Origin of the sequence: Corynebacterium glyciniphilum AJ 3170, from assembly GCF_007673095.1 — a bacterium.
In the GTDB taxonomy this organism is placed as follows: Bacteria; Actinomycetota; Actinomycetes; order Mycobacteriales; family Mycobacteriaceae; genus Corynebacterium.
Genome location: NZ_VDYZ01000005.1, coordinates 21,834 through 42,103, shown reverse-complemented (window position 1 = coordinate 42,103; position 20,270 = coordinate 21,834). Strand labels below are relative to the sequence as shown.

The window sequence follows — 20,270 nt, the reverse complement described above, 5'->3', positions numbered from 1 at the left end:
TTACTGCGCTATGACACAAGAAATATGATACTTGTGTTGATCACTTTTCACTGATCAGTCAGCTCGCAGAACGATCCCTCGGCTTTCCTTCACGAAGAAGACAGCTCCCAGGCTCAGGAGCGCCGTGAAGACGAAATAGGCCGCGGGCGCCAGGGTGCTCCCACTGACATCGATCAACCATGTCGCGATGAATGGCGCCGTCCCACCGAGGAGGGTGTTGCTGACATTGTTGCCCAAGGCAAGGCCGCTGTAGCGTACCGATGCCCGGAGCATCTCCACGTAGGTCACATAGGAACAGCCGTTCACGACCGACACAGCGATGAACAGCACCATCTGCCCCAGGAATGCCTGCCACACGCTCCCGTTGGACATTAAGATGAAGCAGGGGAACCCGAGCAGGACCGCCGCGATGGTCCCGGTGAACAGGATCGGCTTACGCCCGTACCGATCCCCGAGATAGCCCGATATCGGTAAGGTGGCCACCCCGGCGATGAGCGCCACCGATGTCGAGAGGAACGCGACCGTCGGTGAATGACCGCCAGCTGTCTGCAGATAGGTCGCGGCATAAACCGAAGCGATGTAGTACCCGCCGGTAATGACCGCTCCGAGGAAGATGATGACGATGACTTCTCGCCATGAGGTGGACAGCAGTTTGGCGATCGGGATCGCCTCTGTCTCCCCCTCCTTCTTCAGTTCCTTGAACTGTGGGGTCTCATCAAGATGATTCCGGATCCAGATACCTATGACGCCCATAACCACACTCAACAAGAACGGAATACGCCAGGCCCACGAGAGCACGGTTTCCGGATCGAACATCGAGTTCACGGCCAGTGCGACGAGCGAGGCCAGCAACGATCCCAAATACGTTCCGGAATTGACCAACGATGTCTGCAGAGCTCGGTGCTTGGGTGGTGCCTGTTCAGAGACAAAGGCGTTCGCACCGCCTAACTCACCCCCGGCAGCAAAGCCCTGGAGGCACCGGCAGAGGACCAGGATGATCGTGGCCCACACACCGATGGTGACGTAGGTTGGAATCAGCCCCATGACGAAGGTGGCGATCACCATCAGGAAGATAGTCCACGTCAGCGCCTTCTTCCGTCCGTATTTGTCTCCGATATGGCCGAAGTAGATTCCACCCGGCACCCGGAGGAAGAAGGCCACCGCGAAGGCGGCAAAGGTGCCCAGCAGCGCCGCGGTGTCATCGTGGGACACGAAAAACAGGGCGGCGATCGCCGTTGCCATGTAGCCGTAGATTCCGAAGTCGTAGTACTCCAGGACGGTGCCGACAATCGCACCGCGAACTACTTTCGCTGTGGACTGAGTCGGTGCAGGGGCATGGTGCGCCCGTCCGGGATCCGCGCCCCGGGGGCCATGAACGGTTTCGTTGTTGTTGAGAGTCATGTCGTCTCCTCAGTGAGTGACTCAGTAGATGCTCCGCGGCCGGATCCCCGGTGCTCGGCGGCACTGTGTCCTGCGGTCCGTCCCATAGTGATCGCGTTGGCTACGGCGTTCCCCCCGCCGACATACGTCGACCCGAGGACCCCTCCACCGGCTTCCCCGGCAGCGAAGAGTCCGGGGACGGGCCGCCCGTAGCGGTCGATCACTCTGGCTCGTGCATCGATCTCCGGGGCCGCGTGCGTGCACACCAGTTCCGCCGGGAGATACCTCGCGGCATAGTACGGAGGGGTGTCTAGGGGAGCGATCGGCTCCGACGCGCCTTTGGCAGCCAGAGAATCGGTCCGCAGAAAGACAGGGTCCTCGCCGGCAGGAAGCTCCTCATTCCAGGCTGCGACCGTGTATTCCAGTGCTTCGGCCGGGACGGTCATCTTCTCGGCTAGTTCGGCGAGACTGTCGGCGCACAGCAGGCGACCTGCTGCAACCTCTGCCAGGATGTTGTCGGCGTTCCAGTCGACGTACCCGCCCGGCAGTGATTCTCTCGCCGTCTCGTCGAATATCATCCAGGTTGAACCACCCTGACGGTCGATGAGCCCTGGTGACACAGCGTATGAGGCGTCCTCGTTCATGAACCGTCTCCCCGCACTGTTGACGTGGATCCGTGAACGAGGCGGGAATCCCGCCTCCCAATGGTGCCGGGACTGGAAATAGGCCGTGGGGAGCATCAGCCCGTAGCCCTCGCCCGCTACCGCAGCACCGACCTGCTCACCGAAAGACAGATGGTCACCCCGGCTTCCCGGACCAGCGGCCACGAACAGTGACTCTGCAGATCGCAAGGCGTAGGGATAGTATTTTTCGAGTAGACCCCGATCACGGGCAAACCCTCCGCTGGCGATGACAACCGCAGAGCAGTGGATTTCCTCGTCATCGACCACCACGCCTCTAACGCCGTGAGGGTCAGAGAGCAGCGACTGAACGCGGGTGTTCAACACGATGTCCACCCCGGCCGAGCGCGCAGCCCGTTCCAGCACCTGGACCAGGCCGTATCCCTGGCCCTTCGGCACATGTCCCCGCCACAGGTCCTCGACGCCCGCCTGGCACAGCCCGGGCATGTGGGCATTGGTGGATTCGTGGGCCGGGACCTCGACACCGAGAGAGATGAGCCACTCCAGCGCCGGGCCTGCACTCTCGCAAAAAGCTCGGATCAACCCCGGTTTGAGCAACCACCGGTTAAGGTCCATATAGTGCTGAAATAACTTCTCCGGTGAATCCTCCACGCCGAGCTCAGCCTGCACACTTGTACCGGCGGCGGTAAATAGACCTGCCGAGAGCTGCGTTGACCCTCCGAGAGTCTCCTCCGCTTCAAAAAGGAGGACTGATGCACCTCGTTCGGTCGCGGAAACCGCTGCGGACAACCCTGCACCACCTCCGCCGATGATGATGACATCCCATGTCTGATCATCCATCAGAACGTCCCTCCTGATTCATTGGTGATCCGGTGGTACAGGCCATTGGATGTCAGACCACCGTCAATGGCGATCTCCGCACCGGTGATGTAGCCGGACGACCCCGACAACAGGTATGCGACCACGTCACTGACCTCGTCCAGAGTGGCCATCCGCCCCCAGGGCACACTGCCGAGTGACGCGTCGACAAAGGCCCCTGAGTCTGCCAACAACTGTGTGCCGACCAGACCCGGGTGGATCGAGTTCACCCTGATTCCCCCCGCGGCGAATTCGCCGGCCGCAGACTTCGACAGGCCTCTCAAACCCCATTTGCTAGCCGCGTACGCCGGAGAGAAGTAACCGACCAGACCCGCGATGGACGACACGTTAACAATTGATCCACCGCCGGTCTCCGACAACAGGTCATGCGCTGCTTTCATCCCGTAAAAAGGTCCGGCCAGGTTGACACGCAGTGTCTGCTCCCAGATATCGTCCGGGGTATCGAGGAAACTGAGCCTGCGGCTGATACCGGCGTTGTTCACCAATCCGTCCAGCCTGCCCAGGTCACTACGTATGGCGTCAATTACCGAGCGCCATGCCCCGGGGGAGCCCACGTCAAGTTCGTACCCGCTCGCCCGGCCGCCGGACCCGGTGATGGAGTCGACGACCTCCGCTGTGTCTGTGATGTCCGCGGCACAAACGTGCCATCCGTCGGCGGCGAGGCGCTCAGCATGATGGGCACCCATACCGTTGGCGGCCCCGGTGACGAGCACTGTGCGTACTGTTGTCGCGTCGTCAGACATGGCGGGACCCTCCATCCACGGCGATCGAGTGCCCCGTGATGTACCGGGCACTGTCAGACAGCAGGAACAGCAACGGGCTGGCGACTTCCTCCGCCGATCCGAGGCGGTGCAAAGGAACACTGGTGAGCGCATTAGCCAATGCCTCGGGGTCCTCCCTCACCCACAGGGTCATAGCCGTGTCGATATACCCCGGAGCAATCGAGTTGACCCGGATCCCTTTATCCCCTAGTTCAACCGCCATCGACTCGGTGAGGTGCGCGACCGCTGCCTTGGACGTGCAGTATGCACTCCTGCCGCGACGCACACGGAGTGCAGAGACCGAGGACATATTCACGATCGCCGCGCCCTTCCCCATGTGGCGGGCTGCCGCCTGTGCCCCGAACAACACTCCTTTGACGTTGACGTCCAGGACCGCGGAGATCTGCTCATCATCAACATTCTCCAACTCTGCGAAAGGAAAAATACCCGCGTTATTCACCCAGTAGTCAAGGCCACCGAACGAGGACACCGCTGCATCCGCCAGGTCATCGAGCTGTTCCCTGACTGTCACGTCCACCGGATGAGCAACAGCCCTGGCGGAAAGCCCCACTTCAGAGGCTTCTGCGTTAATCGTGTCGATCGTCTCGGCCAACTGATCCCGGTTGAGATCAGCTGCGAATACGTTCACCCCTTGAGCGACCAGACGACGAACAAACACCGCCCCCATGCCCCGGGCCCCACCTGTCACGACCGCGATTTTGCCCTTCATCTCGGGATAGTCGACCGTCGCGGGCGCCGACTGTGTTGCCGTGGGTATCCCGAATTCTCCGTAGGTATCCATGCCACTCCTCATTGTTTGCGATTCCTGTCGTTGCTGTCCCCGCGTCCCGCCGTTGTGCCGGCATCGACACGTACTGTCCGTCTCGCAATATCGACCTGTTCCCCGACTACGCGGAGTTCGTCTTCCACCGTCGTGATCCTGACGATGGTGGGTATCCCGTCAGGACCCGTGGCAACGATGCTCAGATACGCTCTGGCGCACCACCTCCCGTCGTCCTTCCGGAACACCATCGGGTTGGTGACGACGTGGCGTTGAAGGGGCCCCGCCGCTCGTGAATCCGTATATATCCGACGAGCGAAGGTCTCAAGTGCCTCCCGCCCACTCACGGGGTCGGGATAACTAGGCGAGACAAAGAGGCCGTCCGGCGCAAAAGTACTGGCCCATGCCGAGGCATCGCCCTCGTCGATGGCAAAACTCTGTCTGCCGTAGAGCTGCCCGACCTTGGAAAACATCCTGTCGATCGTGTCAATCACCCGTGCTCCTTCCAGAAATCCAGATTGTCGATCGGCTCGGTAGCCGTATCAGATACGACATTTCGTGCTATATTCGCACGCAGCGTGCGAATATCAACAACACTAAGTGATCTACATTACATTTGTCGAATGTAATATTTCCATGACAAGATTTATGGGACAGTGACGTGCACGAAGGAGACTCCATGACCGACAATGACCCCCTCAAACGAGGTTCAAAGACCCTGGACAACGGGCTTCAGCTCCTCGAAGTTCTGGGAGACTCCCCGAATGGGCTGACCACGACTGAACTGTCCGAGCGACTCAGTCTGCACCGCACTGTCACCGACAGATTGGTGAGAACGCTGGAGCATCACGGTTTCTGTCGACGAACACAGGAGAAGAGGATCGTGCTCGGCAACGGGCTGGTCGCCCTGGCCAACCGGGTACAGCAGGACCTCCGTGGTACCGCACGACCGATCCTCGAGGACTTGGCGGAAGAACTCCAGGTCACTACGCACCTGGCGGTCCAAGAGACAGAGGACACTGTCCGGGCGCTCATTGTCATTCCTCCGCGACACTCCCGTATTCACGTCGGCTTCCGCGAAGGGCAGGTCGACCCGATCGACCGTGGTTCGGCCGGATTGGCCATCATGTCAATGCGGGAGAAGCAGCCTGGTGAACGAGACGAGGTCGACACAGTGCGTGAACGCGGCTATGCGGTGACGAAAGGAGAAGTCACCCCGTCGGTGACGGGCATATCCGCCCCGGTTCCCTATCGGAACGAACCCGGACTACTCAGCGTGGGCATCTCCGTGTTCGAGGCCGCCGATGAAGCACATCTCGCGACCACAGTGGTTGCAGCTGCTGATGCCTTGGGACGCGAACTCCTGCGCTAGTCCCACCGTCGATCGAGAATAAATCTGGGGAACGTCCAAAGCTACGTGGTCCCTAGAGGTAGTACTCGGCCCTATGACGCACACGACTACGCTGACCAACAACGCTCATCCTGTTCCACCGACCCCACCGACGCGGAGGACACCATCCACCGATGAACATCGACCTTCACCAGCTCGAGGTGTTCGTGGAGGTGTCCCGCACCCGCAACGTCGCCCGGGCAGCGGAGAACCTGGGGCTCACGTCCTCCCCCGTCAGTCGCACGCTACGTACCCTTGAGCACCGCACCGGCCCCCTGTTCCACCGCGCGCACCATGACATGCAGCTCACCGAACACGGACGGACGTTGCTGGGAACCGCGGTGAGCATCCTGCAGCTGTCCCAGGTCTTCGAGGACAAAGCCGCCGGTATCGAACGGACGTTGCGCTACGGTGTGACCCCCTGGGTCCCGGACTCCTATGCCGATGCCTTCCGTACCGCTGTCGGACTGTCGGGCATCACGCCCGAGGACGCAGCGTCCGGGGTGTCGGTGGAACTGCTGGAGAAACTCCAGTTCGGCGAGATCGACATGGCACTGGTGCATTTACCCGTCAACCTGCCCGACATCAGCTCACTGGTTATCGGTCGCTACACCTTTGACCTGATGGTCGCCGCCGATGACCCCCTCATCACCGTGGCAGAAACCGGACCGGTCCCGCTGGCAGCGCTCCGCGAGCGGAAGGTCGTGACACTCCCCTTCTCGCAGATGCAGCCGGCGTCCGGAGACAACGTGCGCGAATGGTTCAACCGGGCCGGGGTCACCGACATCACCGAAGTCGGTTTCAGCGACTACGCCGTGCTCACGTCCCGCCTGCCCCGGACGCACGAGGTCAGTATCGGGGCGCGGGGACACTCGCTGGGCCACGTGCGCGGCGCCGACAGCAAGGTAGTGCTGCTGCCCGTCGCAGACGAACAACCATGCTTCGAGCTCGGTGTGGTCTGGCGTTCCGGGGCAACCGCCCGGCGCGAGGACATCGACCGCGTGGTTGCCGCACTAACGGACCGCTTCCGGAGTTGAGCCCGCGCCGATGCGCCGGGCGAGGTTCGCCCGGTGGAACTGGGCGTCGCCGAACAACACCTGGTCGGCCCGTGCCCGCTTGAGATACAGGTGCGGGCTCGCTTCCCAGGTGAAACCCATCCCGCCGTGGAACTGGATGTTCTGGTGGGTCGCCGTCACCGCTACATCAGTGCAGATGCCGGCGGCCAGGGAGGCGGACGCCGGCAGCTCCTCCGGCGCGTCCTGCGCGGCCCACAGCGCGTAGCGGGACGCCGACGCCGCGGATTCGACGTCGACCAACACGTCCGCCGCCATGTGCTTCAGCGCCTGGAACTCCCCGATCGCCTGACCGAACTGCACCCTTTCCTTCATGTACGCCACGGCGTCCTCCAGTGCCCGGCGGGCGACGCCGACCTGCTCGGCCGCCAATCCCACCGACGCGAGGTCCAGTATCCGGGACACCTGGTCCCACCCCTCGTCGTCTCCCAACGGAGTAGCCGGTGCATGGTCGAAGCGCAGATGGGCCACCCGGCGTGTGGGGTCAAGGGTGGAGAGCCCCTGCGTCGTGACACCGTCACCGACGCGCACAATGAACAGCGAGATGCCGTCCCCGGACTCGTGACCGGTGCGGGCGGGGACGATGAACACCCCGGCGTTCTGCCCGTCGATGACCCCCGGACAGGTGCCCGACACGGTCCAGTCGTCGCCGGACTTCTGTGCGGTAACCGTGACACCGGATTCGTCCCACCGGCGGTTCTCCCCGGGAAACGCCAGCGTGCCGATCAGGGAACCGTCGGCGATGCCCGGCAGGATCTCCTGCTGTGCGGCAGTATCCCCGGACTCCAGGACCGTCATCCCGGCAAGGACAGTGGTGGCGAAGTAGGGGGCGCACAGTAGTGCCGCCCCGGCTTCCTCCAGCACGATGCCGAGTTCGGTCCAGCCGAAGCCCTGCCCACCGAACTCCTCGGGAACGGCGATCCCCTGCAGCTGGAGTTCGCGGGCCATCCGGTCCCACACCTGGGGATCGTAGCCGGTGTCAGAGTCCATGGCCTGGCGGACCAGGGTCTCCGAGGAGACGGTGGCGAAGAAGTCCCGGACCACTGCCTGGAACTGGTCCTGCTCCTCAGTACGTGGTGCAAACATGTCGTTGTCCTCTCGTTCTACTTCTCGCCGGCATGGTCGTCGGCATGGTCGCCACTGAGGCTGCGGTTCACGGCCTTGCGGACGTCGCGGAACGGCACGCCCTTGTCGGGTTGTGCCCCGCGCGGCAGGCCGAGGACACGTTCGCTGATGATGTTGCGTTGAATCTGGTCGGTGCCGCCTCCGACGGAGTTGAAGAAGCCCATCATGAGGTCGTAGGACGTCCGGTAGGCGACGGGGTCCCCTGTCGTCGCGTCCTTGTCGTACTGCAGGCCGCGGGTTCCGAGCAGCCGGAACTCCAGGTCGGACGCCCCGTGGAGGATCCGGGAGTTCGCCAGCTTGCCGAGGGACGCCAACGGCGACCCGCCACGTGACCGGTTCTCCATCTTCGCCCGTGCCTGGGTCCAGTCGTTGGTCAGCCGCCAGGTGTGGATCTTCATCAGTTCGTCGATGATCACCGGATCGTCCAACCGGTCTGCGGTGCGGGCCGCATCGACGAGGTCATCGCTGCGCGTGAAGACCGCGGAGCGCGAACCGGTCTCCGCGGTGTCCCGCCCCACCTGGGCCATCTCCCCCATTCCCCTGCGCTCGGCACCGAGCGCAGACTGCAGGACCTTCCAGCCGTTGCCTTCACCGCCGATGAGATTCGCTGCCGGGACGACGGCGTCGGTGAGGAAGACCTCGTTGAACTCGGAGTCGCCGGTCATCTGCCGGATGGGCACGACCTCGACACCGTCCTGTTGCATGGGGAAGATGAACAGGCTGATCCCGGCATGTTTCGGCACGTCCCAGTCCGTCCGGGCGATGAGGATGGCGAAGGTGGCGCGGTGGCCGTTGGTGGTCCACACCTTCTGGCCGTTGATGATGTAGTTCTCGCCGTCGTCGGACAGCTCCGCCTTCGTCTGGATGCTGGCGAGGTCGGAGCCGGCACCGGGTTCGGAGTAGAGCAGGCAGCCCAGGTCCCACTCACGGGTGATCATCGGACGCAGCAGCCGTTCCTTCTGCTCAGCTGTGCCGTAGTCGGTGAGAGCGGCTCCGGGCAGCAGTAGCCACGAGACCTCGGAGAACGGGGCGACGTCCCGTGCCCCGCCCGGGACACCGGCGTCGCCGAACGCCCGGAGTACCTCGCGGGCCTGGTCGCGGGTGTAGCCGCGTCCGAAGTTCTCCGGCGCCCAGGACGGCACCCCGTATCCGGCGTCGACGACCGTGTTCCGCCAGTCGAGGTCGTCGGTGCCGTTCCAGTTGTCCCTGATCCAGGACGCCGTCTCGTCGTAGATGCCGCTCATGCCTGTGCCTCCTCTGTAGTGCCAGTGGTGTCGCGTGCGATGCCGCGGATGATGTTTCGGTCGCCGTCCTGCTCTATCGACAGCGTCGGGTCGAAGACCGCGTCCGAACTCAGCAGTCTGATGACCTCGTCGGATGCTCCTTCTCCGGAACTGCGGGGCTCGCTGACCGCGAGGATCCGGGCGTTGTCCGGGGTGCGGGCCACCACGATGCCGATCCAGTCGCGGTTGAGGTCGGTGGTGACCGTGTAGGACTCGACCGTCGCCGGGCCGGAGTAGTGCTCCACGATGTCGGGGGCGGGCACGGCGTCCAGGGCCTCCTGCAGTGGGCGGTCGTCCCAGTCGGTGTACTCCACTGGCGTTGTGGAGTACACCCCGGAGGAGTACTTCGTCATCCACCCGCCGTTGGCGCCGACGAAGCCGAAGGTGCCGGGGTTCTTCCGCAGCCGGTCGACCATCTCGGCGATGGCGTGCATCGAGTAGTTGTTGCCCGCCCCGCCGAAGAACGGCAGCCCGCCGGTGAGGGTGAGCCCACGCGGGTCGTCCGGCGCGATCCCCAGAGCATCGCAGATATTGAACACCGGGATCGGGAAGCAACTGTACAGGTCGAGGAATGCCAGGTCATCGGCGCTGATCCCGGCGCGCTCGATCGCGGTACGCGCCGAGAGCACCGACGCCGGGGAGACCGACAGGTCCGCCCGCTCGGTCACGGTACGTTCGGTCAGGTCACTGTAGCCGTGCAGGAAGACCCACTTCTCCTGCGGGATACCGAGTTCCAGTGCTTTTCCGACGGAGGTCAGCAGCACCGCCGCACCCTGGTTGACCTGGTCGCGGGCGACCAGGAACCGCGGGTAGGGGTCGGCGATGAGACGGTTACGCTCAGTGACTGTGATGAGTTCCCCGGCGGTACGCTCCGTCGGCGCGGCGGCGTAGGGGTTGGACGCGGCGACGCGGGTGAACGGTGCGAACAACTCCCCCATCGCCGTCGCGTAGTCCTCTCGGCTCAGGCCGAGACGACGGCGCCGGGCGTTCTCGAAGACCGCGTACTCCGGCGGGGCGCCGAGCAGCCCGTGGCGGACCTCGTAGGGTACGTGCAGGTCGTCGACCTGCATACCCCGGTCCTCCAGCTGACCGCCGACGGTCTCGGTGAAATCGGGGGCGTCGTCCCGTCCCACCAACGCACGTGCGGTGGAGATCGCCTCGGAGCCGGCCAGGAGCACCACCTCGGCGTCCCCCTTGGCTATGGTCCCGCTGAACTCGGTGACGAGATGCTGCGGTCCCTGCCCGCCGACGACCTCCAGCACGGCGCGACGCGGGTCCGCACCGATCCGTGCGGCGATGGAGCGGGCGATGTTGTCCGACTTACCCAGCGGTGCGACCGCGCCGGGCGTGGAGATCTCGAACTGCCGGATGACGGCGATGGTGTCGATGGCGGCGGCAATGTCGGCTGCGAGGCCGGCGTCCTGCACCGCCCTGCGGGACGCCTCCCCGGCGAGGTCCGCGGCCGACCAGCGGTGGTAGTCGTCGGCGGTCACCGGGTCGGTGGCCTGCCCGACTCCGACGAGGACGGGGGTTCGGGGGTCGAGTGAGTCGGTCATCTACTCCGCCTTCCATTCCGGGGCGCGCTTCTCCGCGAAGGCGGTCATGCCCTCCATCGCGTCGGCGCTGTGTATCAGCGCAGCACTCTCGGTGTCGTTGCGCGACCAGTCGTCGTCCTCTGTGTGGACGGTGCCGTCGGTGATGCCGTGGGCCACACGTTTGGTGGCCTGAACCGAAAGCGGGGCGTTGCGGTTGATCTTCTCCGCCAGCCCCAGGGCTGTGTCGAGGACCTGGTCCTGCGGGACGACACGGTTGACCATGCCGAGTTCGTAGGCGCGGGCCGCGGGTATCGGTTCGGCGGTGAGCATCGTCTCCATCGCCACTTTCACGGGGATCTGGCGGGGCAGGCGGAAGGCACCGCCGGCGGCGGCCATGATGCCGCGGGTGACTTCCGGCAGACCGAAGGTGGCGGTGTCGGCGGCGACGGCGAGGTCACTGGCCAGGGTGATCTCGGTGCCGCCACCGAGGGCGAAACCGTTGACGGCGGCGATGACGGGCTTGGAGATCCAGTGCTTCACGAAACCGGCGAAACCCCAGCTCTTCAGTGGTTCTTCGGTCATGCCGAGTTCGCCGGCCGCCGCGGCCTTGAGGTCGGCGCCGGCGCAGAACGCCTTGTCACCGGATCCGGTGACCACGACGGTACGCACGCTGTCGGTGTGCTCGGCCTGTTCCAGTGCCTCGCCGAGGGCGAGGGCGAGGTCCCGGTTCACGGCATTGCGTGCCTCGGGTCGGTTGAGGGTGATGAGCAGGGTGTGTCCCCGTTGCTCGACGAGGACGGGGCCAGAGGATTCAGTCACTGTGGTGCTCCTGTGGTGGTGTGGGTGTCAGACGGTTGTGGTTCGAGGGCGCCGCGGGTGACGAGGGTGTCGATCGTGTCCTCGTCGAGCCCCAGGACGTCCCGGATGACCTCGCGGGTGTGTTCGCCCTGCAGGGGCGCCGGCTGCAGCCGGGCGTCCCCGAGGCGGAGACTGCGTCCTTCGGAGGCGAGTGTGGGGAACGGCTCGGTGAACTGGGGTTGGGTCATGGCGGTGAGCAGTCCCCTCTCCGAGAAGTCGTGGTCGTGTCCGATGTCGGCGAACCGCATCATGTGTCCGGCGGGGACGCCGGCGTCCTGCAGTTGGCGTTCCGCGGTGATCGCGGTGCGGGAGGACGTCCATTCCCGGAGTGTGTCCTCCAGTTCCTCATTGTGGGCGAGTCGGCCGGTGGGCGTGGCGAAACGATCATCACTGATCCATTCCGGGTGGCCGATGGCGTCGGCCAGTGCGGCGAAGCGTTGGTCTCCGTGCCCGTCGACGACGATCCACTCGTCGTCGCCGGCGGCCGGGAAAAGCCCGCGCGGGGCGTCCTGCGGGGCGGTCAGCGCGGTGAGACCGGAGCCCGGTTCCAGGGATTCGGCGGCGAGGTGGCCGCCCATCGCGGCGAAGATGGCGTCGACCTGGGCGGTGCTGACCACCCCACCCCGGCCGGTGCGCGCGCGGCGCAGCAGCAGCGCGACCACGGCGATGGCGTTGAGCCGGCCGACCACGTGGTCGGGGTAGATGGTGATGGTGTCGCTGTAACCGTCGGCGTCGCCTGGATAACACCACAGCGCCGACAGTCCCGACGCCGCACGGACCAGTGGACCGTAACCCATCTTCGTCGACCAGGGGCCGGTGTCGCCGTAGGCGGAGGACTCCGAGAGGACGACGCCCGGGTTGATCGTCCGGATGGCGTCGTGGCCGAAACCGAGACGGTCGAGGGTGCCGGGCTTGAAGTTCGTGAGAACCACGTCCGCCTCGGCGATGAGCTGCCGGAGGAGGTCTCTGCCGTCCTCCGTGGTGAGGTCGAGACCGAGACTGCGCTTGTTGCGGTGGCCCCAGGCGAAGCTCTTGGTCATCTGCACCCCGGGAAGCATCTGGCGGCACCCGTCGGGGTGGCTGGTCGACTCGATCTTGATGACGTCGGCACCGTAGTCGGCGAGCAGGCGCCCGGTTTCCGCGCCCATGACGATCACCCCGAAGTCCAGGACGCGCAGGCCGCTGAACGGGAGGTCCCGGCTGCCGGCGACAGCGACGGCGGCGCCGGCGGCGTGCCCCTCGACGACGGGACCGGTGACCGGGGCGGCGAGCCAGGGGCCGTCCTGCGGCCCGCCGTCGGTGCGTCCTGCTGCCGTGCCGGTGATCCCGGTTCGTGCACCGTCGATGGTGTACACCCCGCTCGGCACCGTGGCGGTACGGCCGTCGGTGAGGGTGAGGTCGCCGAGACTGCCGCTCTCGTGAAATGCAGGCTCACCGATGACATCGGAAAGTTCGTCGATGGATGTCGTCGGCACGCGGAGTTCCTCGCCCTGCCGGACGGCCTCCTCCGTGGTCATGCCGGCGAACAGCGCACGGTAGTGGGCGAAGATCCGGTCCTGTTCCTGGAAGCGGTGGGTCGGGCTGTTGTACTCGGGTGCACTGAACTCCTCGGGGTAGCCGAGCCAGGTCAGCATCGCCTGCCACTGCCGTGGGGACAGCACACAGATACGCACCATCCCGTCGGCCGTGGGAAAGATCGGGTAGAGCGCGCGGGCGTCGGGGCGTCCGTGCGGGACGTCGAACGGGTCGACGCCGGTGCGCCCCGAGCCCTGCATACCCATCGGCGGGTCGAAGATGTGGGCCAGTGCATCCAGTGTGGAGAAGTCGATGAGGTCACCGGTGCCGGTGCGCCGCGCGTTGTAGTAGGCGGTGATCGTCATCCACACCGCCTGCGGGGCGACGGCCCCGGCGACGAGGAAGGACGGCGGCAGCAGCGGCTCCTCCCGGTCCGGCAGCCCCGAGCGCGACAGGATCGTCGACAGCGCGAACTGCACGTCCGGGGTGGATGTCCAGTTCTTCTTCGAACTCTGCTCACCGAAATCGCTGAGCAGGGTGATGACCGTGCCGGGGTGGTCCTCGGCGAGGGTCGCGGGGTCGACGAGGCCGCCGGTGACGTAGTCGGAGAGCCGGTTGACCAGGACGATGTCCGCGCCACCGATGAGCTCGCCGAGGGCGTCCCGCGCCCCTGTGCTGGCCGGGTCGACGGTGGTGAAGCGTTTCGTGGCGTTGGCGATCTCGAAGGTCAGGCTGGTGTCGCCGGAGAGCACACCGTCACGGCGGTCGGCTGACCCTCCGGGCGGTTCGACGCGCAGGACGTCTGCCCCGAGGTCGGCGAAATACCGGCCGACCATCTGGAACTCACCTTCAGCGAGGTCAAGGACCCTCACGCCTGCCAGCGGTGGATCGACGGTGTCTGTCATCGTGGTTCTCCGTCCTTCCCGGGGCGCGGTGTACACCCCTTCTGTCCTCAAAACTACGAGGGGACGGAGAGGCGTGCGACGCAAATGATGGGGACCGGACGTGTCAGATTGTGAGCGGTGGCCGTGCCAATTGTTGGGACGTTGACTGTCATTTCCCGTACGGGGTAGGCGGCCCCCTGCTAGGCTCATCCGGCATGGGGGAAAAACTAATATTCTCCGGTCCTGATTCGGGCCGGGCGACAGCGCTACTCAACACACTGAGCACCACGGGAGATGACGGGGGCAACAGCGATCTTCACGAACTCGGCGAAGCGGTAATCGCCGCCGTCGCCGCGGAGATCGGACGCGAAGAGGCCGAACGCACACTGCAGGCCGCTGCGACAGGTACCACACCAGCCGAGAGATTCTCGCCGGCCGAGGCACAGAAACGTTTCACTGCCTCGGAGAACATCGACGTCGACGAGATCCCCGATCCGGTGTGGGCCGTCCTGACCGCCGGGGCACGCTCGGCGATCGAGGCGGTGTCCGGATCCGGGGAGCATGACCGGGCATTCAACATCTACGTCCACGACGATCCGTACGAATCCGGCGAGCGCGTCCTGTCGGTCAACTGCCTGCACAACGACGATTCCGAAGACGGTGCGGACGGCGTAGGTGCGCCTGTCCACTTCGACGCCATCGCCGTCTACCAGCAGGACGCGGATGCGCTGGCCGCGATCGACGACCTCTGCACCACTGACCCGCTTCTGCTGCAGAGCTGGTGGATAGAGGCGCTGAAAGACAGCGTCGGCGACGTAGACACCGAGGACGTCGAAGACGCAGCGGACATCGTGATCCGTTCGATGACGACCAACATCTTCTTCCCGTTTCCGGACGCGACCGGCCGTATCCGGTGTCCGCACGGGGTGACCTTCGAGATCGTCGACACCACTGAACGCGACGCCGCGGTCCAGAAGGTCCGGGACGGGTGGGACGATGACCGTACGATCAGCGATCCTGAGTTGCTCGAGTCCCTGGAGAATCTGGCGACCGGGATCCTCGGCGAGACACTTGCCGAATTCGGCGACGAAGGCCTGATCAGCGGGATCAGCGCCGACGGAGAAGGGGTGACCGTCCGGATGCTGACAGACGAGGAGCGGGGGGTCGGCCTGCCGGGGATAGAGGTCGTCACGGCTCCGGCGGACCGCAGACTGGTTGGCCGGCTGGAACGGGAGTTGGGACGCTCGGTGAGCGCGACGAACGCCGTCTGGTCGCGGGCGTTGGAGAGCGCCGTCAACCGGATTGTCGAGTTCTCGCCTCATCCGAGGGCGGCCATCGTGCGCGTCGTCGAACGGTCCACCGTGATGCTGGCAGAGGAGGAGCTGGCGTTCACGGCGTAGGTGCGCGTCGAGTAAGACACCGTTTTCATGTCTGCCGGGTATATTTTTTATACAGGAGCACGCTATGATCTTTGAGTACGATCCGTTCATTTCCGTCCGCCGCGCACGAACCAGGGAGGTTCTTCTCTATGAAAACGACTGAAGACTTCGACGAGGCTTTTGACCGCAGTGAGGACGTTGTCGATTCTCTCGACCGCAGCTCAGCGCGTCGACCCGGAGAGGAACAGCGACGGGTCAACGTCGATTTTCCAGCGTGGATGGTTGCCGCACTGGATGCTGAAGCACGCCACCTCGGGGTAACGAGACAATCCATCATCAAGATGTGGCTCGCCGAACGTCTTGATGACCGCGGAACCGGCGCTGCGTGAATCTGAATTGACCGCTACCAGCCATGTCCACCCACTGGTGTGGGGTGGACACGAACCCCGATCAAGAGGGTGCCGGCAGACCTTAGTGACCTTCCGTCACCCTCCAGCGGGCGACGGCCTCGTCGAGCCCGACACTGTCGACTGACCAGCACCGGAATCTGCCTTCAATGCCGCTGAGCATTCCAAGCAGAGTCTCTCCGGGAGCACACTGCACCCAACTGGTCACTCCTCGCTCTGCAACAGCCGCCATTCCGCTCGCCCAATGCACCGGCTGATCCGTAGACGCGACAAGGTCGGACAGAACCGCTACCCCGTCGCGCAACAGGCGCCCCGAACAGTTGGCCAGCAGTGGAAATTCCGGTGGACCAACAGGAGTGGCTGTCGTCGCTTCTTCCAGCGCTGTCCTCGCAGGCGTCATCAGCGGACTGTGCGCAGGCACCGCCACGTCGAGTCGTATGACCCGCCGCGCACCTGCATCAGCAGCAGTCTGCTGCAGCTGGTCCAGTGCAGTGTCAGACCCGGACACCGTGCACTGCGTCGGTGTATTCAAGTTCGACACCCAGGCGTCCTCACCGATCTCCGAAACCAACCGCCGGACTGCCATTTCAGACAGTCCGACAACCGCAGACATGCCGTACCCTGTGGGAGCCGCAGCAGCCATTCGCGAACCTCGGATATCGACGAGGCGCAGCGCCTCACCGAAACTCAGGACGCCTGCAGCGACTGCAGCACTCCAGGCTCCCAGGGAATGCCCCGCACCGATGTCGGGCCGTAACCCTCTGTTCCGCAATGCAGCGTTGATCCCACTGTGCAGTACCAACAGTGACAACTGCACAGCACGGGTGCCACGGAGGGATACCTCCGAATCAAGTTCCCAGACGTCCTCGCCGAGAATCTCAGAGGCCTGCCCCACATGAGCCTCAACCTCGGGAAGGTCTGCCCACTGATGCAACATCCCAGGGCGCTGGCTCCCCTGGCCGCCGAACAACATCACCGTTGTCATCGCCAGCTCCGCAGATCAGCAAGCGGGACCGGGCCGTCCACAGTACGTACGATTGCTGTGTCGACTCCGTTGGCAAGTTCCTGCAGGTTCACTCCGCCTTCAGGTGTCTCGACCAGTGCATCGATCTCGACTCTGGTCTGCTCGCTTACCCGGTCCAGCGTGCCCTGCATCCTCCGCGCCGTGGGCTGGTCAGGAACACTGTCGATCCGGATCACAAGGTCAAGGTCGCTCGTCGGGGTAGCTTCCGGATGCCCGGACGCGAGTTCAGCGCCGACGCTCCCACCGGGGCCCCAGTCGTGGGGTAACGGTGCCGACCGCAGTAACGCCAGTGCCCGGAATACGGGCAGATCCCTGGAGGCGATCCGTTCGACAAGGTCAGACGGATGAAGAACCCTGAGGCATTCTGAGGACGGAGCCTCGGTACCCCAACGCTGGTGCCGGTACCTCCCCCGCACACCGACCGCCAGGTGCGCGTCCTCAACTGGACTGGCACGACGGACCACTACCCACGGTGAGGCGGCGAGACTGTCCACGACCCAAGGTTGCCCCTGTCCCGAGGCACGCCGACCGAGTTCAATGACGGCACCGGGGGAGAGTTTCACGATGTCGTGGACGACCGCGTTCACCACTGGTCGTTCACCACCTGGCGGACTTTTCTCGACAATGCCCGGGACTGGAGCGCTTGATCGGAGTCGAGTCGACATCGCAGATCCGTCGTCCCGCTGTCCCGGATGTCGGCCAGCGCCCGACCGAAGGCCTCCTGAACACTGGCGACGTCGGCGGCATCCGGCGCCGCGGGGTTACCTGGGGCAAGTGACTCGAACACTCCTCCGAGGGTGGTGAAGGACGCTCCGTCGAAAGCCATGGCCGGAACGGATTCGGCTGCCGCTTCCATCTCCTCCACTGATCGTCGGGTGATCCGCGCAGCGGCCTGTTTTCCCATCACCTGGACCTGGACGTCATCATGCTCAAGCATGATGATCCGATTCGCCTGCATCCCGGTGGACAGGAAGGCGCCGGAAATGGCCTTGCCGACGACCAGACTGACGATCGGTCGCCCAGCGAGACGTGTACGAGCCAACGCGTTGACCGCGGTGGCCATCGTGGTGTTCAGCCCGAACTTCTCCTCAATGAATCCGTATGCCTGACTGGGGACGTCCACCACGATTACGAGAGGCATGTCAGGGTCATCGAGACTGGTCACCCATTCTGCGAGTTCCAGAGACTCCCGGAGACCGACCTCCCCGTTTCTGGCGCGTGGGAATCTGCTGTCCGGATCCGGAACGACAGCGACGAGCGCGGCGGCGGTGCCGTCGTCGAGCACCGTACGCCCCGTCAGTAACGAACCGGTGGTGTCTGCCCCTGTTGTATCCAATGCTGTGAACCAGACAGTTCCGTACTGGGGGTGGTTGTTCATCATTTGGTCCTCTCTGCGTCAGTGTCTGCAAGTTCCCGGGCGAGTTCTTCGATCCGATCGGCACGGTGTGTGCCGGGTGGTGTGTTCCACCCGTTGATCACCGCTTCCCGGACAGCACCAGGATTGTCTGCGACAAGTGCGTCTGCCCGGCCGGTGGATACACGGTGTTCCCCACCCGTGACAGCCCAGACCGTGCTCCGGTCCGCGGAGTTGAATTCCTCGATACCAGCCTCAGTCTCGATGACCTCCGGGCCGTTGAGGGACAGCCGCCCCGCCCGAGTCATGATGATGCGGTCACAGAGACCGGAGGCGATCCCCATTCCGCCGAAACAACCGACCATGCCGGCCACCACGGCGGTGACCGGTACATGGCACTGCAACGCCACGATCCCCGCATGGATCTCTGCGATGGCCAGGAGACCGAGATTGGCTTCCTGCAGGCGGATTCCACCTGTCTCCAGAAGCAGTACGACCTGGGTGGGGCGCCCGTTTTCTGCGTCGACCAGGGCGCGTTCGAGAACGGCGGCGATCTTTGCACCGGAGACCTCCCCGATACCACCGCCCTGGAACTTCCCTTCCAATGCCACGATCGCTGCGGGGATGCCTTCGATGGTGCCCCGTGCAATGACCGCGCCGTCGTCCGCGGCGGGGACGATGCCCTGACGTTCCAGATGGCTGGATTCGACGTGGTCGGTGGGACCGAGGATCTCCCGGTACGTTCCCTCGTCGAGGAGCATGGCCGCACGCTGCCGTGCGTTGAGTTCAGTGAAAGGCATTCCTGTGGTGCCTCTGGTCGGTTCGTCGTCCGGCGTCGCAGCGATCTCGAAGGCCTGAGACAGTCGGAGGGAGACCATTCCGGGGGTTGCTCCGAAGTCATTGATCTGCACGTCACAGGCGAGATCGTTCCGGCCGAAGAACGTGTCCAGGACGCCGCGCCAGGTGGTATCGAACCCGTCCACCGAGGTCCGGACCGTCACAGTGACAGCGTCGGACGAAGTCGGTGGCGAGAGCAGGATCTCCAGGTCGCCGGAGCCGACAACTCCGACATGGACGTCCGTGTCCACAGGAGTCGTCGCCGGGTAGTCAGCGGTGATGAGTTGCATGTCATTTATCCTTTGTCGTCAGAAATAGTGCACAAGCCAGCAGGTCAGCGCTACCACCGGGAGAGAGCCGACGTCCGGTCATCCGGGCGTCCAACTCCGCGAGGGAGCAGCGGTCGAGGACTCCGGTGCGGAACGTGTCCTCCAGGATCCGGTAGGACGCGTCGTGGACCATCTCCAGCGCCCCGCGTCCGCCCCGGTGGAGGATGCAGGTGTCATCCAGGGTGCTCATGGACGCGAGGAGGCCGATCAGACGGGCATCATCCCGGGTGAACCCCTCGTCTCCTGCGGTGTGGATGGCCTCCGCAATGGCCCGGACGTGCGGGAACCCTCCGGCCGCCTCAGAGACGGCACCGCCGACCCGGTACCGTCGGCGGGCGAGCGCACCTGGCCTCTGGCCGAGGTCCAACGCACTGTCCCTCAGAGAGGCAATCTCGCCTGCCCGCCGGGTCACGGTGCCGACGGTGACCGCGGAGCCGGATGCCCGCAGCCCCGCCGTGGCCGTGGCCATCAACCCCAGGTTCCAGATGGCACCCCGGTGTGTGTTCACACCACTGGTGGCAGCCATCATCTCTTCCTCGCCACGCCTCCCCACCCGTCCGAGTGTGTCGCGCAACTCCTGCCCGACCGGGGTCTGTGCCCCGTGATCGGCGAGTGCGCGGAACGTGGGATGCAGGGTGTTCGCGGACAGCAGCATGAGGTCGCAGTCCATGTCGGTGTGTCCGCGTGCCCCGTCGGGGCCGACCAGTCCAGGTTTCCCGCGGAGCTGGACTTCGGAAGTTAAGGCAGCAACGGCCGACGAGGCGATGTGCGTAGAAAGGCCGCTGGGTACCGCTGAAGATTGAATCAGTGTTGTCGTGAGAGCGGTTGTCATAGT

19 protein-coding genes are annotated in these 20,270 nt (G+C 64.6%); 4 read left to right on the top strand and 15 right to left on the bottom strand.

The window, feature by feature from the left end:
- Positions 1-54: 54 nt before the first annotated feature.
- The 5 genes from FS507_RS06000 to FS507_RS05980 are packed head-to-tail and all read right to left on the bottom strand — an operon-like array spanning position 55 to position 4,936.
- Positions 55-1,401 carry an MFS transporter gene (locus FS507_RS06000; protein WP_145941893.1) on the bottom strand — a complete coding sequence of 449 codons (1,347 nt, stop codon included), beginning with the start codon at positions 1,399-1,401 and terminating at the stop codon, positions 55-57.
- Positions 1,398-2,861, bottom strand: a complete 1,464-nt coding sequence (locus FS507_RS05995) for an FAD-dependent oxidoreductase (protein WP_145941892.1) — start codon at positions 2,859-2,861, stop codon at positions 1,398-1,400. The genes FS507_RS06000 and FS507_RS05995 overlap by 4 nt, the downstream gene beginning before the upstream one ends.
- Complete coding sequence (locus tag FS507_RS05990; RefSeq protein ID WP_145941891.1) at positions 2,861-3,643, bottom strand: SDR family NAD(P)-dependent oxidoreductase; 783 nt, start codon at positions 3,641-3,643, stop codon at positions 2,861-2,863. The genes FS507_RS05995 and FS507_RS05990 overlap by 1 nt, the downstream gene beginning before the upstream one ends.
- Positions 3,636-4,463 carry an SDR family oxidoreductase gene (locus FS507_RS05985; protein WP_145941890.1) on the bottom strand — a complete coding sequence of 276 codons (828 nt, stop codon included), beginning with the start codon at positions 4,461-4,463 and terminating at the stop codon, positions 3,636-3,638. The genes FS507_RS05990 and FS507_RS05985 overlap by 8 nt, the downstream gene beginning before the upstream one ends.
- Positions 4,464-4,471: 8 nt before the next feature.
- The gene (locus FS507_RS05980; RefSeq protein ID WP_260853188.1) at positions 4,472-4,936 is read right to left on the bottom strand and encodes a nuclear transport factor 2 family protein; all 465 of its coding nucleotides are present in this window, start codon (positions 4,934-4,936) and stop codon (positions 4,472-4,474) included.
- A gap of 185 nt (positions 4,937-5,121) precedes the next feature.
- On the opposite strand from FS507_RS05980, the gene FS507_RS05975 reads away from it, so the two are divergent.
- A complete protein-coding gene (locus tag FS507_RS05975; protein WP_145941889.1) occupies positions 5,122-5,814 on the top strand; it encodes an IclR family transcriptional regulator in 693 nt (230 codons plus the stop codon).
- Between the two features lie 152 nt (positions 5,815-5,966).
- On the top strand, positions 5,967-6,869 hold the full coding sequence (locus FS507_RS05970; protein ID WP_145941888.1) for a LysR family transcriptional regulator: 903 nt from the start codon (positions 5,967-5,969) through the stop codon (positions 6,867-6,869).
- Here FS507_RS05970 and FS507_RS05965 read toward each other — a convergent pair.
- From FS507_RS05965 to FS507_RS05945, 5 genes are read right to left on the bottom strand one after another with little or no spacing between them, the layout of a single operon-like run.
- The gene (locus tag FS507_RS05965; protein ID WP_145941887.1) at positions 6,846-7,991 is read right to left on the bottom strand and encodes an acyl-CoA dehydrogenase family protein; all 1,146 of its coding nucleotides are present in this window, start codon (positions 7,989-7,991) and stop codon (positions 6,846-6,848) included. The genes FS507_RS05970 and FS507_RS05965 overlap by 24 nt on opposite strands.
- A 17-nt stretch (positions 7,992-8,008) precedes the next feature.
- A complete protein-coding gene (locus FS507_RS05960) occupies positions 8,009-9,274 on the bottom strand; it encodes an acyl-CoA dehydrogenase family protein (protein ID WP_145941886.1) in 1,266 nt (421 codons plus the stop codon).
- On the bottom strand, positions 9,271-10,869 hold the full coding sequence (locus tag FS507_RS05955) for an acetyl-CoA acetyltransferase (protein WP_145941885.1): 1,599 nt from the start codon (positions 10,867-10,869) through the stop codon (positions 9,271-9,273). The genes FS507_RS05960 and FS507_RS05955 overlap by 4 nt, the downstream gene beginning before the upstream one ends.
- On the bottom strand, positions 10,870-11,667 hold the full coding sequence (locus tag FS507_RS05950; protein WP_145941884.1) for a crotonase/enoyl-CoA hydratase family protein: 798 nt from the start codon (positions 11,665-11,667) through the stop codon (positions 10,870-10,872).
- Complete coding sequence (locus FS507_RS05945) at positions 11,664-14,126, bottom strand: CaiB/BaiF CoA-transferase family protein (RefSeq protein ID WP_186314580.1); 2,463 nt, start codon at positions 14,124-14,126, stop codon at positions 11,664-11,666. The genes FS507_RS05950 and FS507_RS05945 overlap by 4 nt, the downstream gene beginning before the upstream one ends.
- Positions 14,127-14,320: 194 nt before the next feature.
- Here FS507_RS05945 and FS507_RS05940 point away from each other — a divergent pair, with 194 nt between their 5' ends.
- Both FS507_RS05940 and brnA read left to right on the top strand, forming a co-directional pair.
- Positions 14,321-15,505, top strand: a complete 1,185-nt coding sequence (locus FS507_RS05940; protein WP_145941882.1) for a hypothetical protein — start codon at positions 14,321-14,323, stop codon at positions 15,503-15,505.
- A gap of 128 nt (positions 15,506-15,633) precedes the next feature.
- Positions 15,634-15,873, top strand: coding sequence for a type II toxin-antitoxin system BrnA family antitoxin (brnA, locus tag FS507_RS05935; RefSeq protein WP_145941881.1), 240 nt, complete (start codon positions 15,634-15,636; stop codon positions 15,871-15,873).
- 82 nt (positions 15,874-15,955) lie between these two features.
- On the opposite strand, the gene FS507_RS05930 is transcribed toward brnA, so the two are convergent.
- Genes FS507_RS05930 through FS507_RS05910 form a run of 5 tightly spaced genes read right to left on the bottom strand, consistent with a single transcriptional unit; the run spans position 15,956 to position 20,267 of the window.
- A complete protein-coding gene (locus tag FS507_RS05930) occupies positions 15,956-16,876 on the bottom strand; it encodes an ACP S-malonyltransferase (RefSeq protein WP_145941880.1) in 921 nt (306 codons plus the stop codon).
- Entirely contained in the window at positions 16,873-17,505 is a 633-nt protein-coding gene (locus FS507_RS05925) for a malonate decarboxylase holo-ACP synthase (RefSeq protein ID WP_186314579.1), read from the bottom strand. The genes FS507_RS05930 and FS507_RS05925 overlap by 4 nt, the downstream gene beginning before the upstream one ends.
- Positions 17,499-18,296, bottom strand: a complete 798-nt coding sequence (mdcE, locus tag FS507_RS05920) for a biotin-independent malonate decarboxylase subunit gamma (RefSeq protein WP_145941878.1) — start codon at positions 18,294-18,296, stop codon at positions 17,499-17,501. Before mdcE ends, FS507_RS05925 begins: the two co-directional genes overlap by 7 nt.
- Positions 18,293-19,396, bottom strand: a complete 1,104-nt coding sequence (locus FS507_RS05915) for a biotin-independent malonate decarboxylase subunit beta (RefSeq protein WP_145941877.1) — start codon at positions 19,394-19,396, stop codon at positions 18,293-18,295. Before FS507_RS05915 ends, mdcE begins: the two co-directional genes overlap by 4 nt.
- Position 19,397: 1 nt before the next feature.
- Positions 19,398-20,267 (bottom strand): triphosphoribosyl-dephospho-CoA synthase, encoded by an 870-nt coding sequence (locus FS507_RS05910; RefSeq protein ID WP_145941876.1) that lies wholly within the window; start codon positions 20,265-20,267, stop codon positions 19,398-19,400.
- Positions 20,268-20,270 lie beyond the last annotated feature (3 nt).

Excerpts from the sequence above, each read along its gene's own strand:
- FS507_RS06000 (WP_145941893.1), bottom strand. The coding sequence starts at position 1,401 with ATGACTCTCAACAACAACGAAACCGTTCATGGCCCCCGGGGCGCGGAT.
- mdcE (WP_145941878.1), bottom strand. The coding sequence starts at position 18,296 with ATGATGAACAACCACCCCCAGTACGGAACTGTCTGGTTCACAGCATTG.
- FS507_RS05915 (WP_145941877.1), bottom strand. The coding sequence starts at position 19,396 with ATGCAACTCATCACCGCTGACTACCCGGCGACGACTCCTGTGGACACG.
- FS507_RS05930 (WP_145941880.1), bottom strand. The coding sequence starts at position 16,876 with ATGACAACGGTGATGTTGTTCGGCGGCCAGGGGAGCCAGCGCCCTGGG.
- FS507_RS05965 (WP_145941887.1), bottom strand. The coding sequence starts at position 7,991 with ATGTTTGCACCACGTACTGAGGAGCAGGACCAGTTCCAGGCAGTGGTC.
- FS507_RS05970 (WP_145941888.1), top strand. The coding sequence starts at position 5,967 with ATGAACATCGACCTTCACCAGCTCGAGGTGTTCGTGGAGGTGTCCCGC.
- FS507_RS05990 (WP_145941891.1), bottom strand. The coding sequence starts at position 3,643 with ATGTCTGACGACGCGACAACAGTACGCACAGTGCTCGTCACCGGGGCC.
- FS507_RS05955 (WP_145941885.1), bottom strand. The coding sequence starts at position 10,869 with ATGACCGACTCACTCGACCCCCGAACCCCCGTCCTCGTCGGAGTCGGG.
- FS507_RS05945 (WP_186314580.1), bottom strand. The coding sequence starts at position 14,126 with ATGACAGACACCGTCGATCCACCGCTGGCAGGCGTGAGGGTCCTTGAC.
- FS507_RS05910 (WP_145941876.1), bottom strand. The coding sequence starts at position 20,267 with ATGACAACCGCTCTCACGACAACACTGATTCAATCTTCAGCGGTACCC.
- FS507_RS05985 (WP_145941890.1), bottom strand. The coding sequence starts at position 4,463 with ATGGATACCTACGGAGAATTCGGGATACCCACGGCAACACAGTCGGCG.
- FS507_RS05960 (WP_145941886.1), bottom strand. The coding sequence starts at position 9,274 with ATGAGCGGCATCTACGACGAGACGGCGTCCTGGATCAGGGACAACTGG.
- brnA (WP_145941881.1), top strand. The coding sequence starts at position 15,634 with ATGAAAACGACTGAAGACTTCGACGAGGCTTTTGACCGCAGTGAGGAC.
- FS507_RS05995 (WP_145941892.1), bottom strand. The coding sequence starts at position 2,861 with ATGGATGATCAGACATGGGATGTCATCATCATCGGCGGAGGTGGTGCA.
- FS507_RS05940 (WP_145941882.1), top strand. The coding sequence starts at position 14,321 with ATGGGGGAAAAACTAATATTCTCCGGTCCTGATTCGGGCCGGGCGACA.
- FS507_RS05975 (WP_145941889.1), top strand. The coding sequence starts at position 5,122 with ATGACCGACAATGACCCCCTCAAACGAGGTTCAAAGACCCTGGACAAC.